At 74.0% G+C, this 22,675-nt stretch carries 24 protein-coding genes; 7 read left to right on the plus strand and 17 right to left on the minus strand.

Annotated elements, in window-relative coordinates:
* Positions 1–39 precede the first annotated feature (39 nt).
* The 3 genes from ACQP2H_RS01200 to ACQP2H_RS01210 all read left to right on the plus strand — a co-directional run bounded on the left by ACQP2H_RS01200 (position 40) and on the right by ACQP2H_RS01210 (position 3,906).
* Positions 40–951 carry a phytoene/squalene synthase family protein gene (locus tag ACQP2H_RS01200; protein ID WP_357532847.1) on the plus strand — a complete coding sequence of 304 codons (912 nt, stop codon included), beginning with the start codon at positions 40–42 and terminating at the stop codon, positions 949–951.
* Positions 948–2,270, plus strand: a complete 1,323-nt coding sequence (locus tag ACQP2H_RS01205) for a cryptochrome/photolyase family protein (RefSeq protein ID WP_433230545.1) — start codon at positions 948–950, stop codon at positions 2,268–2,270. The genes ACQP2H_RS01200 and ACQP2H_RS01205 overlap by 4 nt, the downstream gene beginning before the upstream one ends.
* 151 nt (positions 2,271–2,421) lie before the next feature.
* Positions 2,422–3,906, plus strand: a complete 1,485-nt coding sequence (locus ACQP2H_RS01210; RefSeq protein WP_363818013.1) for a dihydrolipoyl dehydrogenase family protein — start codon at positions 2,422–2,424, stop codon at positions 3,904–3,906.
* 221 nt (positions 3,907–4,127) lie between these two features.
* Here ACQP2H_RS01210 and ACQP2H_RS01215 read toward each other — a convergent pair whose 3' ends face one another.
* The 3 genes from ACQP2H_RS01215 to ACQP2H_RS01225 form a co-directional block, all read right to left on the minus strand.
* Entirely contained in the window at positions 4,128–4,883 is a 756-nt protein-coding gene (locus ACQP2H_RS01215; RefSeq protein WP_219465607.1) for a crotonase/enoyl-CoA hydratase family protein, read from the minus strand.
* Between the two features lie 460 nt (positions 4,884–5,343).
* A complete protein-coding gene (locus tag ACQP2H_RS01220) occupies positions 5,344–5,535 on the minus strand; it encodes a DUF397 domain-containing protein (RefSeq protein WP_357532854.1) in 192 nt (63 codons plus the stop codon).
* On the minus strand, positions 5,526–6,293 hold the full coding sequence (locus ACQP2H_RS01225) for a helix-turn-helix domain-containing protein (RefSeq protein WP_357532856.1): 768 nt from the start codon (positions 6,291–6,293) through the stop codon (positions 5,526–5,528). The genes ACQP2H_RS01220 and ACQP2H_RS01225 overlap by 10 nt, the downstream gene beginning before the upstream one ends.
* A gap of 198 nt (positions 6,294–6,491) precedes the next feature.
* On the opposite strand from ACQP2H_RS01225, the gene ACQP2H_RS01230 reads away from it, so the two are divergent.
* Both ACQP2H_RS01230 and ACQP2H_RS01235 read left to right on the plus strand, forming a co-directional pair.
* Positions 6,492–6,770, plus strand: a complete 279-nt coding sequence (locus tag ACQP2H_RS01230) for a flavin reductase (protein ID WP_308290966.1) — start codon at positions 6,492–6,494, stop codon at positions 6,768–6,770.
* Between the two features lie 149 nt (positions 6,771–6,919).
* Positions 6,920–7,771 carry a Rieske 2Fe-2S domain-containing protein gene (locus tag ACQP2H_RS01235; protein WP_219465612.1) on the plus strand — a complete coding sequence of 284 codons (852 nt, stop codon included), beginning with the start codon at positions 6,920–6,922 and terminating at the stop codon, positions 7,769–7,771.
* A 348-nt stretch (positions 7,772–8,119) separates the two neighbouring features.
* Here ACQP2H_RS01235 and ACQP2H_RS01240 read toward each other — a convergent pair whose 3' ends face one another.
* From ACQP2H_RS01240 to ACQP2H_RS01295, 12 genes are all read right to left on the minus strand, one after another.
* Positions 8,120–9,430 carry a LysM peptidoglycan-binding domain-containing protein gene (locus tag ACQP2H_RS01240; protein WP_219465613.1) on the minus strand — a complete coding sequence of 437 codons (1,311 nt, stop codon included), beginning with the start codon at positions 9,428–9,430 and terminating at the stop codon, positions 8,120–8,122.
* A 131-nt stretch (positions 9,431–9,561) separates the two neighbouring features.
* On the minus strand, positions 9,562–9,936 hold the full coding sequence (locus tag ACQP2H_RS01245) for a hypothetical protein (protein WP_244251708.1): 375 nt from the start codon (positions 9,934–9,936) through the stop codon (positions 9,562–9,564).
* A gap of 53 nt (positions 9,937–9,989) precedes the next feature.
* Positions 9,990–10,466: a TadE/TadG family type IV pilus assembly protein gene (locus ACQP2H_RS01250; RefSeq protein WP_433233409.1), complete on the minus strand. Its 477-nt coding sequence runs from the start codon at positions 10,464–10,466 to the stop codon at positions 9,990–9,992.
* Between the two features lie 176 nt (positions 10,467–10,642).
* A complete protein-coding gene (locus ACQP2H_RS01255) occupies positions 10,643–11,149 on the minus strand; it encodes a TadE family protein (protein WP_433233411.1) in 507 nt (168 codons plus the stop codon).
* Between the two features lie 11 nt (positions 11,150–11,160).
* Entirely contained in the window at positions 11,161–11,352 is a 192-nt protein-coding gene (locus ACQP2H_RS01260) for a hypothetical protein (RefSeq protein ID WP_208565381.1), read from the minus strand.
* 28 nt (positions 11,353–11,380) lie between these two features.
* On the minus strand, positions 11,381–12,241 hold the full coding sequence (locus ACQP2H_RS01265) for a type II secretion system F family protein (protein WP_219470556.1): 861 nt from the start codon (positions 12,239–12,241) through the stop codon (positions 11,381–11,383).
* Positions 12,241–13,140: a type II secretion system F family protein gene (locus ACQP2H_RS01270; protein ID WP_219465615.1), complete on the minus strand. Its 900-nt coding sequence runs from the start codon at positions 13,138–13,140 to the stop codon at positions 12,241–12,243. The genes ACQP2H_RS01265 and ACQP2H_RS01270 overlap by 1 nt, the downstream gene beginning before the upstream one ends.
* Entirely contained in the window at positions 13,137–14,690 is a 1,554-nt protein-coding gene (locus ACQP2H_RS01275; protein ID WP_219465616.1) for a CpaF family protein, read from the minus strand. The genes ACQP2H_RS01270 and ACQP2H_RS01275 overlap by 4 nt, the downstream gene beginning before the upstream one ends.
* Entirely contained in the window at positions 14,680–15,483 is an 804-nt protein-coding gene (locus tag ACQP2H_RS01280) for an AAA family ATPase (protein ID WP_219465617.1), read from the minus strand. The genes ACQP2H_RS01275 and ACQP2H_RS01280 overlap by 11 nt, the downstream gene beginning before the upstream one ends.
* 2 nt (positions 15,484–15,485) lie before the next feature.
* Positions 15,486–16,136, minus strand: a complete 651-nt coding sequence (locus ACQP2H_RS01285; RefSeq protein WP_357532865.1) for an SAF domain-containing protein — start codon at positions 16,134–16,136, stop codon at positions 15,486–15,488.
* 112 nt (positions 16,137–16,248) lie between these two features.
* Positions 16,249–17,169: a hypothetical protein gene (locus ACQP2H_RS01290; RefSeq protein WP_433230556.1), complete on the minus strand. Its 921-nt coding sequence runs from the start codon at positions 17,167–17,169 to the stop codon at positions 16,249–16,251.
* Entirely contained in the window at positions 17,163–17,726 is a 564-nt protein-coding gene (locus tag ACQP2H_RS01295) for a hypothetical protein (protein WP_208565387.1), read from the minus strand. Before ACQP2H_RS01295 ends, ACQP2H_RS01290 begins: the two co-directional genes overlap by 7 nt.
* A 545-nt stretch (positions 17,727–18,271) precedes the next feature.
* Between ACQP2H_RS01295 and ACQP2H_RS01300 the strand changes: the two genes are divergently transcribed.
* On the plus strand, positions 18,272–19,000 hold the full coding sequence (locus tag ACQP2H_RS01300; protein ID WP_308291123.1) for an A24 family peptidase: 729 nt from the start codon (positions 18,272–18,274) through the stop codon (positions 18,998–19,000).
* A gap of 23 nt (positions 19,001–19,023) precedes the next feature.
* Here ACQP2H_RS01300 and ACQP2H_RS01305 read toward each other — a convergent pair whose 3' ends face one another.
* Positions 19,024–19,674 (minus strand): phosphatase PAP2 family protein, encoded by a 651-nt coding sequence (locus ACQP2H_RS01305; protein WP_357532869.1) that lies wholly within the window; start codon positions 19,672–19,674, stop codon positions 19,024–19,026.
* A 173-nt stretch (positions 19,675–19,847) separates the two neighbouring features.
* Here ACQP2H_RS01305 and ACQP2H_RS01310 point away from each other — a divergent pair, with 173 nt between their 5' ends.
* Positions 19,848–22,193, plus strand: coding sequence for a glycoside hydrolase family 65 protein (locus ACQP2H_RS01310; RefSeq protein ID WP_219470562.1), 2,346 nt, complete (start codon positions 19,848–19,850; stop codon positions 22,191–22,193).
* On the opposite strand, the gene ACQP2H_RS01315 is transcribed toward ACQP2H_RS01310, so the two are convergent.
* Positions 22,158–22,643: a hypothetical protein gene (locus ACQP2H_RS01315; protein ID WP_219465623.1), complete on the minus strand. Its 486-nt coding sequence runs from the start codon at positions 22,641–22,643 to the stop codon at positions 22,158–22,160. The genes ACQP2H_RS01310 and ACQP2H_RS01315 overlap by 36 nt on opposite strands.
* Positions 22,644–22,675: the final 32 nt, after the last annotated feature.

A 22,675-nucleotide genomic window follows, 5' to 3' on the forward strand; every position in this document is an offset into this window, starting at 1 on the left:
GAGTTGCGTCGATTGCTGCGTCGAATCAGAGGAGGCCCGGTGGACACCGATCTCACCGCTGCCTATGCCCGCTGCCAGGAGCTGCACAGACACCACGGGCGCACCTACTATCTCGCCACCCGGCTGCTCCCCGCATGGAAACGCCGACACGTGCACGCCCTGTACGGGTTCACCCGCTACGCCGACGAGATCGTGGACCGCACCGAGGACCTGCCCCCCGCCGAGCGGGCCGCCCGGCTGGACGCCTGGGGTTCCCGCTTCGTCGCCGGCCTGCACGGTGAGCCGGTCGACGACCCGCTGCTGCCGGCGGTGCTGCACACCATCGCCGTGTTCGACCTGGACCGGGCCGACTTCGCGTCGTTCCTGCGCAGCATGGCGATGGACCTGACCGTCATGTCCTACCCGACCTACGACGACCTGCTCGACTACATGGAGGGCTCGGCGGCGGTCATCGGCACCATGATGCTGCCCATCCTCGGCAGCTCCGACCCGGTCGCCGCCCGGGAACCGGCCCGGCAGCTCGGGTTCGCCTTCCAGCTGACCAACTTCATCCGGGACGTCGCCGAGGACCTCGACCGGGGCCGCACCTACCTGCCCGACGAGGACCTCGCCAAGTTCAACGTCACCCGCGAGGACCTGCTCGCCGCCCAGGCCGCCGGCCACAGCACCGACAAGATCCGCGACCTGATCGAGTACGAGGTGACCCGCGCCCAGGCCCACTACGCCGCCGCCGCGCCCGGTATCACCCTGCTCGCCCCCGCCTCCCAGGCGTGCATGCGCACCGCCTACGCCCTCTACGGCGGCATCCTCGACGAGGTCGCCGCCCAGGACTACGACGTGTTCGTCAAGCGGGCCGTGGTGCCCCAGCGGCGACGGCTGGCGGTGGCGGCGAAGGCCCTGCTGACCCGTACCGGCACCCCGGTCGTGGTGCCCGGCCCGGCCCTGACGTGAGCGGCCGTACGGCGGTGGTGTTGTTCACCCGCGACCTGCGGGTGCACGACCACCCGGCGCTGGCGACGGCCTGCGCCGCCTTCGACCGGGTGGTGCCGCTGTACGTCCTCGACCCGACGCTGGCCGACCACTCGCCCAACCGCACCCGGTTCCTGCACCAGTGCCTCGCCGAGCTGCGGGACACCCTGCGCGGGCTCGGCGGTGACCTGGTGATCCGCCGGGGCGACCCGGTGGCCGAGACGGTCCGGGTGGCCCGGGAGGTGGACGCCGAGGGCATCGGCCTGTCCGCCGACGTCAGTCGCTACGCCCAGCGCCGGGAACGCCGGCTGCGCGCCGAGTGCGACCGGCACCGGCTCGCCCTGCGGCTCTTCCCCGGCGTCACGATCGTCGAGCCGGGGGCGCTGCGACCCGGCGGCGGCGACCACTACCGGGTGTTCACCCCGTACCACCGGGTCTGGTCCGCGGCGCAGTGGCGGGAGGAGCTGGCCGCGCCCCGGCGGGTCACCCTGCCCGACGGGGTCGCGGTCGGCCGGCTGCCGGCGCTGCCGAAGGGCGAGTCGCCGCAGGCCGCGGTCGGCGGCGAGACCGTCGGGCAGCGCCGGCTCACCCAGTGGTTGCCGACCCTGCGCCGGTACGACGACATCCACGACGACCTGGCCGGCGACGAGACCTCCCGGCTCAGCCCGTACCTGCGGTTCGGCTGCCTGTCCCCGCTGGCGGTGGCGAACCGGGCCGACGACCGGGGGCACCCGTTCGTCAGGCAGCTCTGCTGGCGGGACTTCTACCACCAGGTCACCGCCGCCTTCCCGGAGATCGCGGCGAAGGCGTACCGGCGCGGGGCCACCGAGGACTGGCGGTACGACGCGGCGGCGTTGACCGCCTGGACCGAAGGCCGGACCGGGATGCCGATCGTGGACGCCGGGATGCGTCAACTGCACGCCGAGGGGTGGATGCACAACCGGGCCCGGCTGATCACCGCCGGCTACCTGACCAAGGTGCTCGGCCTGGACTGGCGGCCCGGTCTCGCGGTCTTCTCCCGCTGGCTGCTCGACGGGGACGCGCCCGACAACTCCGGCAACTGGCAGTGGGTGGCCGGCACCGGCAACGACAGCCGCCCCTACCGCGGGCTCAACCCGGTCCGCCAGGCCGAACGCTACGACCCCGACGGCGGGTACGTGCGTCGTTGGGTGCCCGAGCTGGCGGCGGTGGCCGGCAAGGCCGTGCACCAGCCGTGGCGGCTGCCCGCCGAGGTGCGACGCACCCTCGACTACCCGCCGCCGCTGGAGGTGCCCGACGCCGACCCGGTCTGGCTGCGCTGAGGTCTGGCCCGTCGGCCCGGGCCGCTTGCGCCGGGCCGCTTGCGCCGGGCCGGGTCCCAGGCGGTGCGGGGCCGGGTCCGGCGGTGCACGCGGGCGGGAATTCCGGGGTGGACCGGTGGCCGAGGGTGGGGTCGTGCGGAATGCTGACGGGATGGCAGAGCCGGAACTGGTGGACGTGGTCGTGATCGGGCTCGGCGTGGGCGGCGAGGAGGTGGCCGGGCGACTCGCCGAGGCCGGCCTCAGCGTCGTCGGCGTCGAACGGGACCTGGTCGGCGGGGAGTGCCCGTACTGGGGGTGCATCCCCAGCAAGATGATGATCCGGGCGGCGAACGCCCTGGCCGAGGCGCGACGGGTCGACGGGCTGGCCGGGTCGGCGCAGGTCCGGGCCGACTGGGCGCCGGTGGCGAAACGCATCCGGGAGGAGGCCACCGACACCTGGAACGACCGGGCCGCGGTGGACCGGTTCACCGGCAAGGGCGGGCGGTTCCTGCGTGGCAGCGGCCGGCTCGACGGTCCCGGCCGGGTCCGGATCGGTGACCAGGTGTTCCAGGCCCGGCGGGGCGTCGTCCTCGGCACCGGTACCCGCCCGTCGATCCCGCCGATCGACGGGCTGGCGGGCACCCCGTACTGGACGAACCACCAGGCGATCGAGGCGGCGGAGCTACCGGCGACCCTGCTGATCATCGGGGGCGGCGCGATCGGGCTGGAGCTGGCGCAGGTCTTCGCCCGGTTCGGGGTCGGGGTGACCGTGCTGGAGGCGTCCGGCCGGGTGCTCGCCCTCGAAGAGCCGGAGTCGTCCGAGGTGGCCGCCGCCGCGTTGCGTGCCGACGGGGTGGAGATCGCCACCGAGGTCAAGATCGAACGGGTCGGCCACGACGACGACACCTTCACCGTGTACGCCGGTGACCGGTCGTTCAGCGCCGAGAAACTGCTGGTGGTGACCGGTCGCCGGGCCCACCTGGACGAGTTGGGGTTGGACACCGTCGGGGTGGACGCCACCCAGCGCTACCTGCCGGTGGACGACCGGATGCACGTCACCGACGGGATCTGGGCGGTCGGCGACGTGACCGGCGAGGGCGCGTTCACCCACATCGCCATGTACCAGGCGTCGATCGTGGTCGCCGACGTGCTCGACCACGCCCGGCGGGCCGAGGGCGGCCCCGACGCCAGCGGCACCGCCAGCGTGGTGGGCGGTGCGATGGGCGCGGCCAGCGCCGTCGGGGGTTCGATGGGCGCGGCCGGCCCGAGCGGCGCCGCCGGCACCGTGCCCCGCGCCGACTACCGGGCGCTGCCCCGGGTCACCTTCACCGACCCGGAGGTGGGCGCGGTCGGGCTCACCGAACGGCAGGCCCGCGAGCGGGGCATCAACGTGCAGGTCGGCTTCACCGAGCTGTCGTCGTCCACCCGGGGCTGGATCCACGGTGGCGAACCGGGCGGCTTCATCAAGGTGATCGCCGACGCCGACCAGGGGGTGCTGATCGGTGCGACGTCGGTCGGCCCGGCCGGGGGTGAGGTGCTGTCGGCGCTGGTCGTGGCGGTGCACGCGGCCGTGCCGGTCAGCCAGCTGAGGCACATGATCTATGCGTACCCGACGTTCCACCGGGCCATCCAGAGCGCCCTGAACGACCTGAGCTGAGCCCGGCGCACCGGCCCGGCGCGGCGCAACCGCCGGGTCGGCCGGTCCGGTCCGGCCTCGGAGCAGACCGGGCCAGGTTCCCGGTTCACGCCGGCCGGGTGGGGTGCGCGGTTCGTGCCCCGGGCCGGGTGGGGTTCCAGGTTCGTGCCCCGGGCCGAGTGGGTTCCAGGTTCGTGCCCCGGGCCGGGTGGGGTGAGCGGTTCGTGCCGGCCGGGCCGGAATTACTGTCCGTGCCGGCCGGCACCGGCGGCGAACCGGGCCGCGCCGGCTGTGGCGTCCGCCGCCAACGAGTCGATGCCGTAGGCGAACTCGGTGGCGAACGCCTCCGGCTCGGGCCGGCCGGCACCGGCCAGCACCGAAGCCCGGTCGTTGCGCAGGCAGGTCTGCGGATGCCGGGCGATCTCGGCGGCCAGCCGCTCGGCCGCCGTCCGCGCCTCACCCGGCGCGACCACCCGGTTGACCAGCCCCATCGCGTACGCCTCGTCAGCGGGCACCGGGCGGCCGGTGAGGATCAGGTCCATCGCCCGGCTCTGGCCGATCAGCCGGGGCAGTCGTACCGTGCCGCCGTCGATCAGCGGCACTCCCCAGCGTCGGCAGAACACCCCGAGCACCGCGTCCGACTCGGCGACCCGCAGATCGCACCAGAGCGCCAGCTCCAGGCCACCGGCCACCGCGTACCCGGAGATCGCCGCGACGACCGGCTTGGACAGTGCCATCCGCGTCGGACCCATCGGGCCGTCGCCGTCGGGCTCGACCCGGTTGCCGCTCGGCGTGCCGATGGCCTTGAGGTCGGCACCCGAGCAGAACGTGCCGCCCGCACCCCACAGCACCGCGACCCGGGCCTCCGGGTCGGCCTCGAAGGCGCGGAACGCGTCGGCGAGCGCCCGCGCGGTCGGCCCGTCGACGGCGTTGCGCGCCGCCGCCCGGTCGAGGATCACCGTGGTCACCGCCCCGTTCCGGGCAACATGCACCGCCATCCCCCCAGCATCCCCCGCCCACCCCCGCCCGGCCACCCCGCCTGCCCCGCCTGCTGCGCGGGGCCTGCGGGTGCGCTCCCCGCCTGTCCTGCCTGCACCCGCAGGCCCTGCCTGCTGCGCGGGGGCGCTTCCGCTCACCCCGCCTGTCCGCAAGCCCTGCCTGCTGCGCGGGCTTGCGGGTGCGCTCCCCGCTCCTCCCGCCTACCCGCAAGCCCCTGCCTGTTGCGCGGGGCTTGCGGGTGGCGCTGGTGCTGGGTCCCCTGGGGCTTGGGCAGCGCCATCGGCGCGACAATGGCGGGGATCTGCGTGGGCGGGTGGTGCCGTGCCTGGGCCGCAGCGCCGGGCCGTGCCGGGGGCCGCGGTGCCGTGCCGGGGCCGCAGTGCCGTGCCGGAGGCCGCAGCGCCGGGCCTGGGGGTGGCCCGGTCGGTGCGACCCGGTGTCACGGCGGGCGGGGTGGGGTCAGCGGCGGTCGGTGATCCGGGTGAGGAAGGTGTGCCAGGCGGCGGGGGTGAAGGTCAGGGTGGGGCCGTCGGGGTCCTTGGAGTCGCGGACGGCGATCACCCCGGGCAGGTTGTCGGCCACCTCGACGCAGTTTCCGCCGTTGCCGCTGCTGCGGGTGCTCTTGCGCCAACGGGCGTGGTTCAGTTCCATGTCTGGGCCACCTTCGTGATCAGATCGACGGACTGCCGGTGGGACAACGCCTCGCCGCGCACGTTCTCCCACGCTGCCATCATGGCCGCGAGGTCATCGAGATCGCTAACCACCTGTCCCTGGAGTTGGTTGTCGAGATAGCCGGCCATCCGGTGATCCGGGTTCGTGGCGATCACGAAGGGGCCGTTGAGGCCGGCGTACTCACCCACGGTGGCCGGCACGACGTGCACCCGGACGTGCAGCTGGTCGCAGGCGTCGGCGAGGGCGAGCAACTGCTCGTGCATGGCCTGCCGGCCGCCGACCGGCCGATGGAGGACCGACTCGTCGAGCACGGCCGTGAGCTGGGGTGGATCGTCGCGTTTCAGGATCGACTGGCGGGCGAGCCGGGCCGCGAGGTGCCGGTCGATGTCACCCCGGGGCAGGGTGCCGGCACCGAGCAGGACGGCTCGGGCGTACGCCTCTGTCTGGAGCAGGCCGGGGATGACGACAGACTCGAATGAGCGCAGCGACAGGGCGTCGCGTTCGATCTCCTGCCAGGGACGGAACCACACCGGCTCGCGACGTCTAGAAGTGTCCGGCCAGATGTCCACGATGTCCCGCCGGAGCGCTTCCGCGGCGGCCACCCGGTGCCGGGCATGCGGTATCCGCCCCTCGCTCAGCCAGCGGCCCACCGTCTTGGGGTCGACGCCGACGCGCTCGGCGAGGGATTCGGTGGTGTAGCCGGTTTCGTTGAGTGCCGCGCGCAGCGCATCGTTCACGACTCCTCCATCGGACGTCTCGAATATCTGCCCACCATACGCCTACGCGGTGTATCTGTCTGACCACAGGGAGGCACGATCTGGTGGAGGGCGGCGCGGCCGGTGGAGGTGAGGGAACCCGGTGGTCGACGTCCAGCCCGGGGCCACCCCGCCGGTGACGGGTGGGGTGGCCCCGATCCACCTGGAAGGAGAACCGCAGTGCGACACCGCTCCCTGCGCCACACCCGACCGCACCTGCCGATGCGTCCACTGTGGCGGTGTCGGGGCTGCGGCGCGGAGTGGCCGTGCCAGCCGGCCCGGCTCGCCCTGCTGGTGGAGTACCGCGAGGACCGGACCGGCCTGCTCGTCTACCTGAGCACCCTGATGGCCGAGGCGGGTACGCAACTGTCCCAGCTCAACGGGAACGTCGTACCCGATAATCTGATGGGTCGTTTCCTCGGGTGGGCCAGAGCGCGCGGGTCGGACACCAGCCCCTGACACCGGCCGGCGGCCCGCCCACTGGGGTGTGGGTGGCGGGATGCCGCGCCGGTCGGTGCCCGTGTCCCGGCACGGCGCTGATCAGGGCAAAGGGCAGATTCGTCCCGGCCGCCCGGTTTGCGGCCCGGTCAGCCGGGAAGTCGGGGAACGTGCGAGCGTTGATGACGAAACTCGAACAGGCCACCGCGCTGGACCGGGCCGGCGACCGGTTGCAGCGTGCCGTCCAGGCGACCCTGCGCCCACAGCGGGTGCGTGACCTGCTGCACGGCGTGTTCCTGGGGCATCCGCTGCACCCTGCGATGGTGCAGGTGCCGGTGGGGGCCTGGATCAGCGCGGCAGTGGTCGATCTGCTCCCCGGTCAGCGTCGCGCGGCCACCACACTGGTCGCGCTGGGCACCGTGAGCGCGGTGCCCGCCGCCGTGGCGGGGCTCAACGACTGGGCGGAGCTGTCCCGGGACCAGCGTCGGGTGGGGCTCGTGCACGCCGCCGCCAACACCGTTGGCCTGACCCTGTACGCCGGCTCCCTCGCCGCCCGGTTGAGCGGCCGGCACGGCGTCGGCCGGGCGCTGGCCTACCTGGGGCTGGGCGCGGCGAGCGCCGGGGCGTACCTCGGTGGGCACCTGGCATACAAGCAGGGGGCGCAGGTCAGCCAGAGCGTCTCCGAGCTGCACCGGATGAGCGACGGGTGGCAGTCGGTGGCCGAGCTGGCGGGGCTGCCGCAACGAGAGCTGGTGACCCGCGAGGTGGACGACGTCTCGGTCATCCTCTACCGGCACGGCGACGAGGTCACCGTCATGCTGGAGCGCTGCCCACACCAGAGCGGCCCGCTCGGTGAGGGCGAGGTGCAAGAGATCGACGGGCACGCCTGTGTGGTCTGCCCCTGGCACGGCTCGGCGTTCCGCCTCAACGGTGGCGAGGTCGTCCACGGCCCCTCCGCGACCGACCAGCAGACCCTCCCCACCCGGGTAGTGGACGGCACCCTCCAAACCCGCCTCCCCTAACCACCCGCCCCTCCCCGCCCGCCCGCCCTCCCCACCCGCCCCGTCGTCCCTGCGCCCCCACCCGCCCTGCCCCGCCCCCACCCGCCCTGCCCCACCTCGCCTTGCCCCGACCTCGCCCCGCCCCGCCCCGCCCCGCCCACAGCGTGATCAAGAGGTTTGCGTCGTTTGATCAAGAGGTTTGCGTCAAAGTTGATCTACAAATTGACGCAAACCTCTTGATCACCGGGGCGGGCGGTGCGGGGCGGGCGGTGCGGGGCGGGCGGTGCGGGGCGGGGCGGCGGGGGCGGCTGGAGCGGGCTGGCTGGGTTGGGCGGCCGGGGGCGGGACGGGGTGGGAGTGGGGACGGGGTCAGTCGCGGCGGTGGCGGCCGGTTACCAGGTCTCGGGCGGCGGAGGCGCGGCTGCCCATCGAGCGGCCCGGGGTGCGGCCGGCGGTGCGGTTGGTGGACATGCGGGCGGCGGCGATCCGGGCGGCCGAGGTGCGCCCGGCGGTCACCCGGACGGGTCGGCGGCGCAGGCCGAGTACCGCGCCGATCTGCGCGCCGACGATGCTCGCCACCGCCAGCACCGCCGACACGGCCAGTGGCCGGTTGATGGCGTCGTCCGGGGTGGCCCGGGACGCTCCGGCGGCCATCGCCGGCGGCACCCCGACCGGTCGCTCGGCCGGCGGCTGCGCGGGCGGTTGAGCGGTCTGCGGGGTGGCCGTCTGCGGGGTGGCCGGTCCGATCTTGCCCGGTTTCGGGGTGGCCGGCCCGGCAGGCTTGCCCGGGGTGACCGGCGTACGGGGGGCACCCTGATGCTGCGGGTCGGCCTGGCCGCCCGGCGTGGTGACCGGCGGGCGCGGGGACGGCTTGCGGGGCGTGTTCGGGACCAGGTGGCCGCTGGCGTGCCGGCGGGCACCGGTGTCGTCGGCCTCGGTGGGGAGTTTGATGAGCTGACCCGGCCGGATCCGGTCGGCGTCGCGCAGGTCGTTGAGCCGGGCCACTTCGGGATAGCGGTCGAAGTCGTCAAGGTAGCGTTCCGCGACCTCTCCCAGGTAGTCACCCCGGGCCACCCGGTACATCGGCTTCGCCGTCGACTTCCCGTCCTCGATGCCGGTCCGGGGGACGGGACCGAGGCCGGAACCGGGGACCGCGCCGTGGGTGACACCGGCGCTGGCACCGAGGCCGGCGCTGGGGGCGGCACCGAGCCCGGTACGGGAGGTGTCCAGGGTGGTCGCCACGCCGGTGCCGGCGGCGGCCGGGAGCGGCTGGGCCAACGTCACGGCCGCGCTCGCCGCCGGGCTGGCCGCGACGATCAGGGCGACCGAGCCCAGTAGGGCTGCTGCCGCCCGCTGCTGCCGGCTCATCCCGGGCAGCCGGGGCGTCTGCCGGCGGGTGATCTGGGCACCCATCTCCACCAGCACCGAGAAGGCGAACGTCGCCCAGCCGAACCAGCCGACCAGCGCCAGTGCCCGGATGAAGAGCTGGCCGTCGTCCCGGCTGGTCAGCACGGAGCCGACCTCGGTGAGGGTGGGCAGGTGGTCCGGCAGCGGGTTGCCGGCGAAGGCGAGCAGGGCGATCGGGGCGCCGACCAGCAACGCCACCAGCACCACCAGCGACCCGAAGCCGGTGAGCAACTGCCCGGTACGTCGGGCAGTGGAACCACGCGGTGTGGCCATGCTGCCCTCCTTCCTACGGTCTGCCGGTGCGGGGACACCGGATGGGTGGGCCTACGGTCTCGGTGCGGGACCCCGGTGAGCGGGCCTACGGTCTGGGTGCGCAACGGACGGAATCCGCCAGGTCGACGGGCTCATGGTCGGTCGGTGAGGGTGCGGGCGGTCGCCTCGCCGACGACGGTGACGGTGCGGTCCATGCCGATCAGGCCGAGCATGTGCCGGCGGTAGACGACGGTGACGCGTACCCGGATCTGTTTCTCGCCGGCCACCACCGGGAAGCTGACCTGCTGGCTGGTCACGTCGGAGTTGCCCCGCAGGTACTGGGTGACGGCCGCGCGGGCACCCGGCTCGTCGATCACCTTGGGCCGGCCCTCGATCGCGGCGGCCCGGTCGATCACCTGCCCGCCGCTGCGGGCCGCCTCGGCGGCCAGGTCGTCGGCGCGTTGCAGGGTACGCAGCTGACCCGCGCCGTCGTACGCGACGCCGATGATCGCCAGCACGCCGATCATGGTGACGGCGAGGAAGAGGCTGATCCGGCCCTCGTCGCCGGTCGGACGCGCGGTCACTGCCGGGTCCGGTAACGGTCCAGGGGGGAGGCGAAGGTCGCCTCGACCCGCCGGTCACGCATCGGCAGGCCGGGGAAGCGCATGCCGGCGAAGGAGACCGTGCAGCTCACCCGGACCCAGATGCTCACCGGTTCGCCGAGCGGCCGCCGGAACGCCGTGCCCACCGAGGTGTGGTCGGAGTTGCGCGTCGAGCCCCAGACCGTGACCTGGGGTGCGCTCGTACAGTTGAGGCCACGCCAGTCGAGCTGCCGCCGGGCGGCCGTCCGGGCGGCGCTCTCCGCCGTGCCGGCGTTGCGGGCGATCGAGGCGGCCCGCGCGGCGTCGTGCGCCGCCGCCTCCACCGCCTCGTCGGCCACGGCAACCCGGCCGGCCACCCCGGCCAGCATCAGCAGCGCCAGGAACGCCGGGGTCAGCACCGCCACCTCCACCGACACCGATCCCCGGGTACGCCCCGCACTCCGGTCGGCCGACACCGATCCCCGGGTACGCCCCGCCGCCCGATTCACCGACACGTGGCCCGGGTGACACCCGACCACCTCGTCGGGGCTGCCGGATCGCGGGGCGTGCACCACGGCCCGGTCGCCCCGGACACGTCGTCGGGCGGGCCGGGTCAGCAGTTCGCGCCAGGTACGCCGGGGCGGGTGGGCGGTCACGGGTTGGTCCACCGTTCGGCCGTGCCGTGGGCGGTCTGCCGGATGTCGAACCGGACGGCCGGGATGACGCTCAGGGACTTCCCGGTGACCGTGCAGGTCACCTCGGTGGCGGTGGCGGCGCAGGTGGTCTTCGCGCCGACCAGCCAGTCCCCGGCGGCACCCAGGAAGTGTCTGGCGCGGGCCTCACCCGCCCCGGCCGGCGCGTCGAGGACCCGTTGCGCGTTCACCCCGCTCTGGGCGGCGTGCATCGCCGTCGACCGGGCCACGAACCAGGCGGCGATCTGGACGGAGCTGAAGAGCAGCACCAGCACCGCCGGCATCACCACGGCCAGCTCCACGGGGTTGGCCCCCCGGTCCGTACCCCCGGCGGTGAGCCTGCGGTGGGCGGCCCGGCCTGCGGCGCGGAGCCCGGTCGGGGTGTCCCGCCCGGCCGTGGACGCGCACGGGGGTGCGCACCGGGACCTGGCGGTGGGGGCCGTCCGGTCCCGGCGCGAGCCGGTCAGGGGGAGACTGGTCACGGGTTGTCGATGCTGTTCATCCAGTCGGTGGCCTTGGTCAGGACGATGCCGGTGACTGCGACCCCGGCTACCACCAGGCCGGCGATGATCACGGCGGTCGGGACCGGGCTGTCGCCCCGCTCCGCCTCGCGGCGTAGCTCGGCCAGGCGGGCCACGGTGGCCGCGTAGAGGAAGGTGACGAGGTGCATGGCGGGACTCCTTGGGGAGGTGGGTTACTCAGAGGCGGGCGATGAACGGATAGAGGACGAAGGCCAGCAGCACGAAGACCAGCAGCGAGCCGGGAATGTCCAGCCGGCTGGTGACGCCCTCGGCGCGGGCCAGGTTGTCGGTGCGGATCTGGTCCCGGAGCGACTCGGCGCGGCTGCGCAGCGTCTCGTGCACCTGGGCGCCCTCGCTGCCGGAGGACCGCATGATCGCCCCGACGTCACCCAGCTCCGGGATGCCGATCTTCTCGGCCAGCGCCTGCAACTCGTCCCAGGGCGAGTGCATCTGCATCTGGGCGATCCGCAGCGACTCCCGGATGCGGGCGAAGACCCAGCCGTCGCAGACCGCCGCCGCGCGTTCCAGCGACTGCACCGGGCCGTGCGCCGCCGACAGCTGCAACGCCACCAGATCCAGGTAGGTGCAGACCGCCGCGCGGAACTCGTCCCGGGCGGTGTCCGCCTTGGCCAGCACCGTGTGGTGCGCGAGCAGCGCGCAGACCAGCGCCAACCCCAGACTGCCCAGCACCGGTACGGCCACCGGAATGCTCACCCCGGCGAGGAAGAGCAGGGCCCCCGCCACCGTCGGGGTGGCCAACCCGACCAGGGCGGAGAGCAGGATCGACATGGTGTACTGCTCGGGGGTCTGGTCGAGCAGGGCGAGCTGGCGGTGCGGCGGGCGCAGCCAACGGGCGACGCCCCCCAGCCAGTCCGGCCCATGTCCGGTGGCGACGGCGGTGCCCGCCGGTTGGTGCAGTCGGCGCAGCGCCGGGCCGAGCGCCGGGGAGGCCGGCAACGCCTCCCGGACCAGCAGGAACACGCCGAGTCCGATGGCGGCCCCGCCGAGCACCGCGATGGTGAGCTGCCAGTTGAGCATCATGCGACCAGCTCCGCCGGGTCGGGTCGGGGCAGGAACCGGGGCGGCGGTGGGGGCTGGCTCATCGCGCGCACCCACACCAGCAGGGCGATGAACGCCGTCGCGAGCACCGCCATCAGCACCTGACCGAACAACGTCCCGTACGGCCGGACGTACTCGGTGTTGACCAGCCCGTACGCCAGCACGGCCAGGGTCATCCCGGTGAGGAAGCGGACCGCGAACCGGGGCTGGGTGCGTTTGGCCTCCACCTCGCGCCGGGTGGCGACCTCGGCGGAGGCGGCCGACGCGATGGAGCCGAGGACGTCGCCGAGGCGTTCCCCCCGGTCGGTCAGGTGCAGGATCAGCGCGGCGACCACCTGGTCGCAGACCGGGTCACCGATCTCGTCGGCGAACGCCAGCAGGGCGGACCGGGCCGTCCAACCGGCCTGGAGGCGGGCGGCGAGCAGCCGTACCTCCTCCTGGATCTGGTCCGGGACGGTGGCGATGGTGACGACGATCGCCTGCTGGAGGCCCTGTCCGGTGTTGGAGACGTCCTTGAGTCGGCGGGTCCACTCGCCGACGGCCTCGATCCGGGTGATGGCCCGTTCCTCGGCCCGCCCCACCGCGAACAACCAGGGCACCCCCGGCACCGCCACCGCCACGATCAGCCCCACCACCGGCAGCCCGGTCAGCAGGAACGCCAGCGCCCCCGCCACTACCGCCGCACCGAGCGTCATCTGGTGGGCCCGCTGGTCCCGCCGGTTGGTGCCCGAACCGAGCCAGAGCCGACGCAGCCCCGTGGTCGAGGTGCGGGTCGGGCGGGTGGGCTTGGTGGTGCCGAACAACGCCACCACGGCCAGCACCATTCCGCCGACACAGGCCGCCCCGGAGACCACGGCGAGCAGTTCGATGGTGCTCATCGGCGCACCACCGGGGCGAGGCGGCTGTGCCGGGGGCGACGCCACGCGCCCGCCCCGGCCTCGATGAAACGGGACAGCAGCCGGGCGTCGTAGCCGACCCGCAGCAGCTGGCCGCGGACCCGTTCCGGCAGGTGGCGGGGGATGGCCCGACCGTCCGGGCCGGGCCCGAACACGGTGGTGGTGGTGATCCGGTTGGCGTCGCCGACGCCGATCACCTCCTCGACGTGGGAGACGAACCGGTGCTTGCGTCCGCCGATCGCGGTCTCGTCCTCGACGGTGACGTAGACGATCAGGTCGAGGGCGTTGCCGGCCATCCGGCGGGCCTGGTCGACGGTCATCTCCCGGCCGTGTGCCAGCGCCAGCTCGATGATCCGCTCGCTCACCCCGCCGGGGGTACGGGCGTGGATGGTGCACATCGATCCCCGGCTGGTGGTCATCGCCTGGAGCATCGGCACGATCTCCCGGGACCGGACCTCGCCGACGATGATCCGCAGTACGCCCATCCGCAGCGACACCGGGATCAGGTCGGCGATGCTCACCTCACCGGCCGGTCGACCGTCCAGGCCACGTTCGCCGTGCCCCTCCCGGGATTCGAAGCTCATCACCGCCCGGTGCTTTTCGCCGCGTCGGGCCGGCAGCAGTTCCCGGCTCTCCTCCAGCAGCACGTACGGTTCGTCGGGCGGGATCTCGTCCATCAGCGCCCGGATGACCGTGGTCTTGCCGGCCCCGGCCAGCCCGGCGACCATGATGTTCAACCCGGCCCGCATGGACGCCCGCAGGAAGTCACGCAGCAGCGGGTCGATCATCTCGTCCAGGTCGGGGCGGCTGCCGGCCAGGTCGTCGAGGCTGACGTCCAACGTGTTGTGCTTGCGGATCACCGCGTAGGGGCGGTGGCTGACCAGGAACACCGCCGCCAACCGGCTGCCGTCGGGCAGTTGCAGGTCAAGCGTCGGCTTCGAGGTGGACAACGACCGTTCGGTGGCCCCGGCCCGGCGGGCCGCCGCCTGGAGGATCTCCACCAGCTCGTCGTCGCTGTCGGCGATCGGCTCACCCCAGTCGACGCCGCCGCCGTGCCGGGTGATGCGCACCTGGTCGCAGCCGAGGATGTGCACCTCCTCGATGGTGTCGTCGACCAGCAGGGTCTGTAGCCGGCCCAGCCCGACCAGCTCGGCGGTCACCTGGTCGAGCAGGGTCCGTTCCTCGTCGGCGCTGAGCGGGGTGCCGGCCCGGCGTACCGCGTCGGCGTAGCCGGAGACCACGGCCACGGCGAGCCGGGCCCGCTCGACCTCCTCGGCGTCGGCGTCGAACTCCCGGCCGCGCTGCCACTGGGTGAGTCGTTCGCTCAGCTCCCGGCGCAGCTCGCGGACCACCGCGAAGTCCACCTTCGGCCGGGGTGGCGCGGTCGGCGCGGGTGCCGGCGGGGCGGCGGCCGGTGGCGCCGCCGGGGCGGTGGCGTGGTGCCGGCCGTTCACCGGGGCCAGCGGCGGCATGGTGGAGGTGACCCCGGGCGGCGGGGTGCGTGGGTCGTGGGAGACCGGCTCAAACCGCATCCGGCACCCCCTGCGCCGGGGTCGGCCAGGCCAACCGGGCCCGCCGCTGCTCCAGCAACTCCCGCACCGGGGTCTCCAACGCGGCCGCCGCGCGCATCAGCGGCCGTCCGGCGCGGATCGTGCCGCCGAAGCTGAGCGCCTGCGCGGTACGCGGGTCCTGCGGCAACCGGGCGATCACCGGCACCCCCAGGGCCTTGCCGATCTCGCCGGTGCCGTGCCCGTCGCCGACCACCACCAGCCGCAGCGTGCCGGGGGGCACCCGGTGGTTGGTGAAGTCCCGTTCGATCGCCCGGATCATCGACCGGGTGCCGGAGAGGCCGGGCAGCTGCGCCCGGGTCACCAGCAGCACCACGTCGGCGGCGCGCAGCAGCGGCCACGGCGGCCCGAAGACCTGCAGGCGTCCGCAGTCGACGATCACGTCGTAACCGGGCCGGCCCTTCTCCAGGGTGTGGAAGTAGTCGGCGAACCGTTGCCACAGCGGGGCGACGCTGCCGGCCTGCGCCGGGTCGACCACACCGGGCAGCAGCAGTCGTTCCCGCCTCGGCGCGTCCAGGTCGACCAGCTGGGACCAGAACGTCGACTCCAGGCTGCCGTCGCGCAGCTCGCCCACGGCCAGCTCACCGATGCCGCGTGGCCCGTCGAGGGCGCCGCCCAGGTAGCCGGCGAGCACCGAGCCGCCGGCCGGGTCGCACTCGGCGAGCACCAGCCGCCGGTGCCAGCTCAGGGTGCAGGCCAGCGCCGTGGTGGTGACGCCGGGTGAGCCCTTCGCCGAGACCAGCGCGATGATGGCCATGGTCAGGCCGCCTCGGTCAGCACGAGGGCGATCCGGTCCTGCGCGGCCAGCACCACCACCGCCGGGACGTCCCGTACGGCGAGTGCCAGGTAGATCACCACGTCGTCGTTCTCGGGGACGACCGCGTCGATCACCGTGGCGGTGAACCGGGTGGCCGACGGCTGGTTGTCGGCATCCTCGTCCGGGGTGCTGACCAGCAGCACCTTGTCACCGGGGTGCAGTTTGCGGGCCGGCACCTTGCTCGGTTCGAGGCCCAACGCGATCTGCTGCTGCCCCTGGCCGAGCAGCGGGGCGTCGGTGAGCTGGGCCATGGTGAGCAGCGAGCCGGGGACCAGGGACACGGCGGCCCGCTTGCCGACCACCTCGTCCCGCTTCTTCGCCGGCACCGGGGACAGCCCCGCGCCCCCGGAGACCTGCACACTGACCAGGTCGTCGGCGGTCAGGATGCGGCCCACCTCGACCGGGCGGGCGATCGCCAGGTAGCTGCCGGTGGCCCGGACCGAGGTGACCGCGAAGGCCGCGCCGAGCCCACCCAACGCGATCAGCAGCACGGCGAGCCCGAGCAGACCGGGCCGGGTACGGCGCTGCCGGACCACCTTGGGTGGGGCGACCGGCGCGTCCACCGGACCGCTGTTACGGGTGGCCAGACTCACTGAACAATCTCCGTTCGCGACTGCGGGGCTCGCAAAACCGGCTCGCTCCTCGCGCTCACCGGAACAATCTCCGTTCGCGGCTGCGGGGCTCGCAAGATCGAGCGGTGGGCGCTCATCGGGTCACCACCTGGAGTTCCTTGATCTGGATCTCGACGACGCCGCTGGTGCGGGTCTGCGCGATGTCACCGCTGCGGCCACCGCCGACCCAGTGCACGTTCCAGAAGGTGGTGGCGCTGACCCGGTAGTTGTTGGCCTTGGGATAGCCGTCGTATCCGCAGGTGGGCGACTTCTTGCCGGCGTTCGGGCCGGTCGTCTTGTAGGGCGTGCCCGGGCCGGTGCAGGTGACCTTCTTGCCGTTGCCCATGGTCCACACGGTTCGTTGGACCTTGGCGGTGATGGTGACGGTCAGCCCCCGGTCGCTGGCCCGGGCGGTGAGCGGGCCGAAGTAGTTCTGGCCGGGGCTGGCCCACATCCAGACCGGCAGGCCGACCAGGCCGGGGCCGACGCTGCGCCGGGGCGCCACCGAGGCCCGGGGCGGCAGCAGGCTGATCGAGGCGAGCGCCCGGCGGGCCAGCTCCTCCGGGTCGGGCGGGGTGCCGAACCCGGGCGGCGGCCCGTCGAGCAGCACCATCGACTGGTCGCCCAGGTCCCCGCCGTTGCAGGTCCGGACGTACCACACCTGGCCGTCCGGGGCGTCGCGCTGGGGCTCGGCGACCTTGTAGTAGCAGCCGCTGGCGTTGTCGAACCAGCCGAGGTTCGGGTTGTAGCAGGGCAGCGGCCTGCCGTTCCACTGGCACTTCGGGGTGGCGCCGGGGCTGTTCGGGCCGCCCGGTCCGTCGCCGCCGCCGGGATCACCGGGGGTGCCGGGCTCGTCGTCCCAGACACTGCAGTCGTTCTGCCCCGGTGGGCACTCCACCCCCGGGCCGGCGGCCTGCGCCTGGGCCGGTGCGGCGAACCCGGCCGCGAGCACGGCCACCAGCAGGCCGGCCAGCACCCGACGGATGGGGAGGCGTGCGGTGCTCCGTGTCAACATGGCTGGTCCTCGTGTGCCGCGCCGGCGCTGATCAGCCACCGGCCGTCCGGGTAGCGGGTCGCGGTGGCGGTCGCCAGGTGCCGGCTTCCGCCGGAACCGGGCACCACCCGCTTGTCCTTGACATAGACCAGCCGGTAGCCGGTGGCGTCCAGGCAGTCCTGGATCTCCACGGTCGGTGGGTCGCCGTCCAGGCTGACGGAGGTGACGGTGGGTGCGGACTTGAGCGTCCCGGTGCGTACCGCGCCGTGCCGGCGGGTGTCGTCGATGGCGACCCGGACCCGGGTGAGCAGCGGGTCGGCCAGGAACCGGGTCAGCTTCGGGTGGCGGGGGTCGCTGTCCCGGCTCGCCTCACGGGAGGCGTCGAGATAGCCGGCGTACGCCGCCAGCGCGGCCCGCTCGGCGGCCCGTTCCGCCTCGGTCGGCTGGCGGGTGTCGCTCGCGGGCCGGGGTGCGGGCGCGGTGGTCGTCTCCGGTGAGTCGCCGCAGCCGGCGGCGGAGCCGGCCACCACGGCGACGACCAGGCAGGTGGTCCAGCGGCGGGAATGCCGAGTACGCATTGCCGTGCCCCTCCTCGGTATCACCCGGCGGCGGCGGTCGTGGCGGCCTCCGGGCATGCGGCGGTACGCCGGGATGATGTCGATCGGACATGTCCGGGTGCTGTCGCATTTACCTGTGCGGATCTTCTGCCAACTGTGGAGCGTCGTGTCCGGTGTGGGCGGTGACGCGGCTGCGCGGGGTTGCGTCCCACCCAAGGGGCGAGCATAGGCTGACGTGCGCCGATGCAACAGAGGCAATTCAACTGCGCACTCTCGGTGATGGGCAGGAGTGACGACACGTGGGCGATGTCCAGGGGGGCCGGCCGGGGCTACCGGTGCCGGCCGAACGAGGGCCGGTGCCCGTCGACCGGCCCGGCCCGGCCGTCGAACCGTCCGCGCCACCGGGGGATTTGGGGTGGGTCGAGGCGGCCGGTCCGATCCGTTCCCCGGTCGTCACGGCCACTACCGCCCAACCTTCCGGACGGGTGAGGGCGGTTCCGGGCTCCACCACCGCCGACGAGCTGATACCGGACCGTTACGTCGGCCCGGACGGGAAGTCACCCTCCGTGTTTTTTCTGCGGCGGCTGGCAGGGGTCCTGGCGGTCGTACCGGTCCTGCGGCTCGCGGTCGCCCGGTACGCCGTACCCCCGGGGGTGGTGGACCGGGCCGGGTGCGACGGCTGCGGCGCACCGATCGGGCTGGACCGGCCGCTGCCGGCGCTCGGGCCGGTGGCCCGCTGCCCGGCCTGCCGGGGGCGGATCGGCGCGGCGCCGCTCGCGGTCGAGGCGCTGTTGCTGGCGGCCGTGGCGGTGCTGGTGCTGGTCGACGGTTCGTTGGCCGAGCGGGCCGCGCTGGCCTGGTGGCTCGGCTGGGCGATCCCGCTGGTCCTGGTGGACCTGGCGGTGCACCGGCTGCCGGACCGGCTCACCTGGCCCGCCGCCGTCGGCACCTGGGCGTTGCTCGGGGTGGCCGCGCTGACCGGGGCTGGTGCCGGGCCGTGGCTGCGCGCGATGGCGGCCGGCGCGGCGCTCGGTCTGGCCTTCGCCACCACCACGCTGCTGCTCGGCCGGCGCGGCTTCGGGCTCGGCGACGCCAAGCTGGCGCTGGGGGTGGGGGCGTTGCTCGGTTGGCAGGGCTGGGGCCTGCTGGTGACCGGCCTGGTGCTGACGTTCCTGCTGTCGGCGCTGGTCAGCGTGGCGCTGTTGGCGAGTCGTCGGATCGGCTGGTCTAGCCACCTACCCTTCGGCCCGTTCCTGGTCGCCGGCACCTGCGCCGCCCTCCTGCTGACCGGCTGAGCAGACCCGGCCGCTGACCCCGCTCATTGGCCGGCCCGATCCCGCTCAGCGGCGGGGCCGGGGGCGGTGGGGACCGGTTCCCGCCCGGCCGGGACGCCACGACGGCGCAGCGTCCCGGCGACGGCGCGGGCCGTCACCGGGGCGAGCAGCAGGGTCACCGCCACGCCGAGGAGCAGGCCGGCGAGGACGTCGTGCGGGTAGTGCACGCCGACGAACACCCGGGAGAGCGCGGCGAGCAGGGCCAGCGGCACGGCGAGCAGACCCCACCGGGGGGACAGCAGCAGCACTGCGGTGGCCAGCGCCCCGGCGATGGTGGCGTGGTTGCTCGGGAACGACCAGTCGCCCACCGGCGGGCACTGCCCGGCCAGGATGGCCACCGCACCCCGACAGGGCCGGTCCTCGTCCACCAGTGACTTGAGCACCTCGCTGCACCCGTACGCCAGGACGACGGCGGCCGGCGCGACCAGCGCCAGGGCCCGGCCCCACGGGTCGGCGTGGCGCAGCCGGGACACGGCGACGGCCACCAGCAGCAGGCCGAGCAGCAGGATCACCCCCTCGGTGAAGTGCACCGCGAACCACTGCACCGGGGTCGGGGCGGAGTCGGCCACGTCGACGACGTCGCGGTACCACTGCTCGCTGATGTCAGGAATGTCTGCGGTAAAAGTCTTTTCCATCACTCACCTCACCAAAGTGTCATACCGCTTTCAGTGCCATCGAGGTGGAGGAAACCGGTGGAACCGTCACATGCTGCGGGATGCGACGGCGGTTCGCCGCCCGCGTCACAGCGAGTTCACAGCGCCCCCGCGATTGGCCGCCCACCGCCGCCGGGTACCTCCCCACCGTGCAGATGGACGAGACCTGGCAGATCCGGCGGACCGCCACCGACCTGGACCGACTCAGCGAGACCGAGTCGGTCTTCGCCCTGTCCAACGGCTGGGTGGGCTGGCGGGGCACCCTCGACGAGGGCCAGCCCTACGGCATGCCGGGCAGCTACCTCAACGGCCTCCACGAGCGGCGGCGACAGAGCTACCCCGAGGACGGGTACGCCTTCCCGCAGGAGAGCGACACCGTGATCAGCGCGCCCAACGCCGCCCTGATCCGGCTCTGGGTGGCCGGCGAACCCCTCGACCTGCGCACCGGAACCGTCCGCGCCCACGAGCGCACCCTCGACCTGCGCGCCGGCGTGGTACGCCGACACACCGAGTGGATCTCACCGGCCGGGCACGGGGTGCGGGTCCGCAGCACCCGGCTGGTCTCCCTGCCCCGGCACGCCGTCGCCGCCGTCGACTACCAGGTCGAACCGCTCGACGACCGGCCGGTCGAGATCCGGGTCTGCTCGGACGTGCTCGCCAACGAGCGGGTGCCCGAACGGGCCGACGACCCCCGGGCCGCCTCGATCGTGCCCGACCCGCTCGACGCCGAGCTGCACCGCCCCGACGGCCACCGGGGCGTGCTGGTGCACCGCACCGACCGCAGCGCCCAACGGGTCGCCGTCGCGGTGACCCACGCGACGGACGTGCCGGCGGGGTTCACCGACGGCGACGACCACACCCCGGACCGGCTGCGCACGACCCTCGAAGGTCGGCTCGCCCCCGGGCAGCGGCTCCGACTGACCAAGTACGCCGCGTACGAGTGCACCCCGGTCGACGGCGGCACCCCCGACGAGCTGGCCGACCTGGTCACCGCCGAGGCCGACGCCGCCCACCGGCACGGGTTCGACGCGCTCCTGGCCGACCAGCGGGCCACCCTCGACGAGCGGTGGCGCACCGCCGACGTGGAGATCGACGGCGACCCGGAACTCCAGCAGGCCGTCCGGTTCTCCGTGTTCCACCTGCTCCAGGCGGGCCGGGCCGACGGCGACCGGACCATCGCGGCGAAGGGACTCACCGGCAACGGCTACGACGGGCACGTGCTGTGGGACACCGAGAGCTACGTGCTGCCGGTGCTGACGTACCTGCTGCCCGGGGTGGCCCGGGGGGCGCTGCGCTGGCGGCACGACCACCTGCCGCAGGCCCGGGACCGGGCCGCCGAGCTGCGGCTCACCGGGGCCACCTTCCCGTGGCGCACCATCGGCGGCCGGGAGTGCTCGGGCTACTGGCCGGCCGGCACCGCCGCCCTGCACGTCAACGCCGACATCGCCGACGCGGTGCTGCGCTACGTCACGGTCACCGGGGACCAGGAGTTCCTCGCCGACACCGGGCTGGAACTGCTGGTGGAGACGGCCCGGCTGTGGGCCGGCTACGGCCACTGGTCCGACGACGGCGCGTTCCACGTCACCGGGATCACCGGCCCCGACGAGTACGCCGCCCTGGTCGACGACAACGTCTTCACCAACCTGATGGTCCGGCGCAACCTGCGGGGCGCCGCCGACGCCGCCGGACGGCACCCGGAGCGGGCCACCGCCCTCGGTGTCGACCCGGCGGAGATCGCCGGCTGGCGGGCCGCCGCCGACGCGGTGCACCTGCCCTACGACCACAAGCGCGGCGTACACCAGCAGGCGGCGGGCTTCACCGGGCAACCCGAGTGGGACTTCGCGGCGATGACCGACGACGACTACCCGCTGCTGCTGCACTACCCCTACCTGGAGCTGTACCGGCGGCAGGTGGTCAAGCAGGCCGACCTGGTGCTGGCCATGCAACGCTTCCCGGGGGAGTTCACCGCCGAGGAGAAGGCCCGCAACTTCGCCTACTACCAGGCCCGCACCGTCCGCGACTCGTCGCTGTCCGCCGGCTCCCAGGCGGTGCTCGCCGCCGAACTGGGTCACCTCGACCTGGCGTACGACCTGTTCGCCGAGGCGGCCCTGCACGACCTCGCCGACCTCGGCGACAAGACCGGCGACGGGCTGCACCTGGCGGCCCTGGCCGGGGCGTGGACGGCGGTGGTGGAGGGCTTCGGCGGGTTGCGCGACGACACCGGGGTGCTCTCGTTCGACCCCCGGCTGCCGGCCCGGATCGACCGGCTCGCCTTCCACCTGCGCTGGCACGGGCACCGGCTGCGGGTCACCCTGACCCGCGACGGGGCCCGCTACGAGCTGCCCGACGCCGACCCGGAGACGACGGTCGACCTGCGGCACGCCGGGGAGCCGGTGACGGTCACCGGCGCGGCGGCGGTCACCCGGCCCCTGCCGCAGGTGCCCGACCCGGGGCCGGAACCGCCGTCACCGCACGGCCGGCGGCCCGCCCGCCGGGCCTGACCCGCCCCGCATCCGCTCCCGCACCACCGCCAGCTCCTCGAAGGCGTACGCCCAGTTGTGGCACTTGAAGCTGCGCAGGCCGGTGATCGGGGTGTGGCAGTCGAGGCAGTGCACCCCGGCGATCGCGTCCGGGACCTCGGTGTTGACGTAGCGGCGGTCACCGAGGATCACCGTGGCGATCATCAGCGGGTCGTGCACCCCCTTGAGGGCCGAGGCGACGATGTCCAGCCAGGTGGTCCGGCGTCCGCACTTGGGGCAGTCCGGTTCGTCGCCGCTGACCCACAGGGGTGCGCCGATGCTCTGCGCCGGCATCCCGAGCAGCTTCTCCAACCGGCGTACGTCGTGTTCCGGGGTGGTCCAGCGGTGCCGCCCCGGCAGCGAGGCGGGTGAGTCGTACACGGCCCGGAACAGGGCCGGGTCCACCTCCACGGTCTCCCGGTCAGTGTTCATCGGATGCCTCCTCGCCGTCAGTCGGTGTCACC

The organism is Micromonospora sp. CA-248260, assembly GCF_050942205.1.
Classification (GTDB): domain Bacteria; phylum Actinomycetota; class Actinomycetes; order Mycobacteriales; family Micromonosporaceae; genus Micromonospora; species Micromonospora antibiotica.